The organism is Novipirellula sp. (assembly GCF_041583735.1).
GTDB lineage: Bacteria > Planctomycetota > Planctomycetia > Pirellulales > Pirellulaceae > Novipirellula.
This window is the reverse complement of sequence record NZ_JBFHFD010000776.1, coordinates 1-3,692: the sequence shown is the minus strand read 5'-3', so window position 1 is coordinate 3,692 and position 3,692 is coordinate 1. Positions and strand designations below refer to the sequence as shown.

At 54.2% G+C, this 3,692-nt stretch carries 3 protein-coding genes; all 3 read right to left on the bottom strand.

What is annotated here, in order from left to right; translation table 11 throughout:
• A partial coding sequence (locus tag ABX962_RS32540; RefSeq protein WP_372725857.1) for a DUF1549 domain-containing protein occupies positions 1 to 1,193 on the bottom strand: 1,193 nt, incomplete at its 3' end.
• A 679-nt stretch (positions 1,194 to 1,872) separates the two neighbouring features.
• The gene (locus ABX962_RS32535) at positions 1,873 to 2,460 is read right to left on the bottom strand and encodes a histidine phosphatase family protein (protein WP_372725856.1); all 588 of its coding nucleotides are present in this window, start codon (positions 2,458 to 2,460) and stop codon (positions 1,873 to 1,875) included.
• Positions 2,457 to 3,179 (bottom strand): ribulose-phosphate 3-epimerase, encoded by a 723-nt coding sequence (gene rpe, locus ABX962_RS32530; protein WP_372725855.1) that lies wholly within the window; start codon positions 3,177 to 3,179, stop codon positions 2,457 to 2,459. Before rpe ends, ABX962_RS32535 begins: the two co-directional genes overlap by 4 nt.
• Positions 3,180 to 3,692 lie beyond the last annotated feature (513 nt).

Below are 3,692 nucleotides of genomic sequence, written 5' to 3'. Positions count from 1 at the left end.
TGTTCCGCACTCATTTGACGAAGATAGAAACGAGAGAACTTGGGCATCTCGCCAATCGTAGGATCGTCGATTTCATTGGCCGGTCCCAACAAAGCCTTCAAGTTGTAGGGGCGACTGAGCGTGATCCAGGTGATTAGTTGTTTGGTGTCGTAACTGCTCTTGCGGAATTCTTTTGCTAAATCCTCCAGCAACGCGGGATGCGAAGCAGGATTATGAGGCCCCAAATCATCAATCGGTTTGGTGAAACCAAAGCCGAGGAAGTGCGACCAGATTCGGTTGACGGCCATCTTGTCTAGGAATTCGCTTTCCAGCATCAAACGGCCAAGTTCCTGGCGACGATTCACCTCGCTTACGTAACCGCTCTTTTCAATCTCGGTGCCGTCGGTGAATACCGGATAGGCGACTTTGGTTAATCCATTGCGAAGTTCGTAGAACACCAACGCGTCGTTGGGGTCACCCGCTTCGCCGGCAAAGTCCTCGCTTACCAATTCAGCGTGATCGATGTCTCGCGTTCCGCTAACAAAACGTCGCAGCGAACGTGTTTGCCGAAAGAACGAATTGAACTCCCAAAACTTTTGCTGCTTCCACTGATTGAACGGATGGTTGTGACACTGAGTGCACTGAACTTGTTGGCCGAGGAAAATTCGCGAGGTGCTGCTGGTCGCCAACACGCCATTTTCATCGTTGACCTTGTCGACCAAAAAATTGACCGCTCCGTTGAATTTGTCGGTTCCTGGCTTGGTCGAACCTTCGGCGGTGACCAATTCGTAAACCATCGTGTTGTAAGGTTTGTTCGTCGCAAATGCATCGCGAAGATACTTCTGCATGCCATCGCGGCTGGTCATCGAGCGTCGGTCGGTTCCACCCGAGCGGCCGATCAGCACGTTCGTCCAAATCGACCCCCAGTGATTCGCGTACTCTTCGGTGTATTTGTCGTCATACAACAGTTGATCGACCAATTTGGCTCGCTTGTCACTTCCCTTGCTGTCGAGAAACGTCTTCAGTTCCACCAGCGTGGGGATCCGGCCAATCACGTCCAAGTAAACGCGGCGACACCATGTCGCATCATCGACTTCGGGAGCCGGCCGAATCTCGTAGTCACGCCAACCTTGCTCGATCGCGTCGTTAATCAAGGCGACTTGGCTTGGTACGGCGTCGGCAGCCGATGCCGGCGACGCTGCCACAAACGACATCCCCAACGTGATGGTTATTAAAACCAACCCGATGAACCCATTTGTATTTCGGTGTCGCTGTGTCGCTCGCATCATTGCAGATTTTCCGCTAGGCATAGTGAGTTGCAGTCACGTGAGTTGCAGTCACCCCCAACATGGAGTTGCAAACACAGGATCATCTCGATTGCCCCGCAGTGGGGGATGGTCTTGGTTTTTGCCTGATCGCAAAACCAAGTGGCACCCGCTAGGGTTTTGATCGTACGAGAAGGTCAAAAATCGACGCAGATGATCTTCTGACTCGCAGTCTCGTATCCACGGTGACCGCGATGGTGTTAGGCATTTCCAGGGTGACAATGTTGTAACGTCGAGCAATGTGAGATGTACTCGCACGCTCGGCCACAACCCCTATTCTATTAGCGAAATTCCCTGCTCACAAAGATGGAATCGCCGTCAGGTCCCCTAGCGGCGAAAAAAGTCGCCGTTTTCTAACGAAATTGCAGTCTGGAGCCCTGCAAATGCATTCGGGCTATGATTTGAGGCCTGTTTCCAAAACGCACACGGGGGGGCGAGGATGCCAAGGGTGATGCCGCCGCAGTGCCGAATCTTCGCTTCGCTGCGATCCGGCCTTCGTCACGATCGCCAGCTTTCCCATCGATCACCAGCTTTCCCATCGATCGCCAGCTACCGCGGGGCCGGTCGATCAAGCGATCTCGGACTCGACCAGATTCCACGTTGCTGAATCGGTTTCCGCCTGCCACAAATTGGGAAGAGGGTCCCCGCTCAGCAAACTCTGGATGATGGTCGCCATTGGATCCGGAGCGACAATTGCGACGATTTCATCACGGCTTTTCTTAGCCGCTTTACGAACCGCCTTCAAAACCCGCGCGCGAGCCTCGCGGATCGTTTCTCCGCCCGGAGGACAAATGTCGTCCGGTGATTCCAGACCGGTGCGGTAGACACGCGGCTGGTTACGGCGAACTTCTTCGATCAGCTTGCCGTGCCACAAGCCATGGTCAATGTTGCGAAACACATCCACCACTTTGATCCGTATGTCGCGTCCCTTCGCCAATCGTGCGGCTGTTTCACGCGCCGATTCGCAGGGGGAGGTGTAGATCGTTTTGAAGCGGACATCCGCGAGCTCGGCAGCCAACAAGTTGGCCTGCACCGTCCCACGGTCGCTCATTGGCATATCGAGCGAGCCTTTGATCCGCTGCTCGTCGTCAAATTTGGTGGCACCCGGCCGCACCACCAGCACGCGTGACATCACCGGCATACGAAGCGTGATCATGATCCTGCTCCTGTTGACCCGTTTGCTGTTTTCCCGTTGGCGGCAGCAATGGACCGGTCCAACTGCGAAATTGCGTCACCGTAATCATCCGCGCGAAAGATTCCTGATCCTACGACAAACAAGTCGCAACCTGCCGCGCGAGCTTGACCAATCGTTTCATGATTGATTCCACCGTCGATTTGAAGCAGCAAATCAGGATGGCTCTCTCGCAGAAGTTTCAATTTGTCCAAGGCGACCGGATTGAATGATTGCCCACCAAACCCTGCATTTACGCTCATCACCAAAACCATGTCCACGTCCTCAAGACAGGGATCGAGGTCTCGGATCGGCGTATCGGGGTTCAGCGCCACGCCGACGCCCACCCCAAGCTTCTTGATTTCGCGTGCGGTGTAGACCGCATCTTCGACCGCTTCGACGTGAAACGTCAGGATGTCAGCACCAGCGTCGACCATCGGCCGCGCGTATTTCAGTGGATCACTGATCATCAGATGCACGTCCAACGGCAGGTCGGTGTGCCGACGCAAACCTTCGATAATGGGCATCCCGTAGGTCAGGTTCGGGACAAAATGCCCGTCCATCACATCCAAGTGCAATACTTTCGTCCCCGCGTCGGCTAATTTTGCAACTTCGGACCGTAAGTCACCAAAGTCACAAATCAGCATGCTCGGCAGTACTGCCGGCGCCGCGTCTCGGATCGCATCGAGCTTCGCTCGGGTCATTCACTTTTCTCGCAAACGTGTCAGGGTTCGACATCACCTTCCATCGGCGATTCGCTTCTTGCGATTCCATTCTTACCGGAGTGGCAAGGGAATCGGGAATGATCGATCTGGCTAATCGCGTTTAAGCAGACTTGTCGGATCAATCACGTCGAATTGATCGCAACAGATTGATCGCGTGAACCGCCACTTGTCAATTCGATGATTTGTGGCGAATCCACCCAAATAGTGGGGGTTTGGTAACTTGCTGCCTCTGATTCCCGTAAAAAATCGGTTCTCTATCGCTGTAAGGGCGATTGTGTTTCCATTAAAACTTTTGGAAATCAATCAGAGGGTGCCGCTTGTGAAGCGATTTGCTACCAAATTGGACCCGCCAGCACACTCAATACGGCAGTGAGCTCGCAAGCGAATCGAGTGAGTGGACCACGCGAGCATGGCGGTAATCGCCGCGGAAATACCGTGATTTCCACGCTAAATGCTCGTTCGAGCGGACGGGGACGCTGGCAAGCAGCCGCT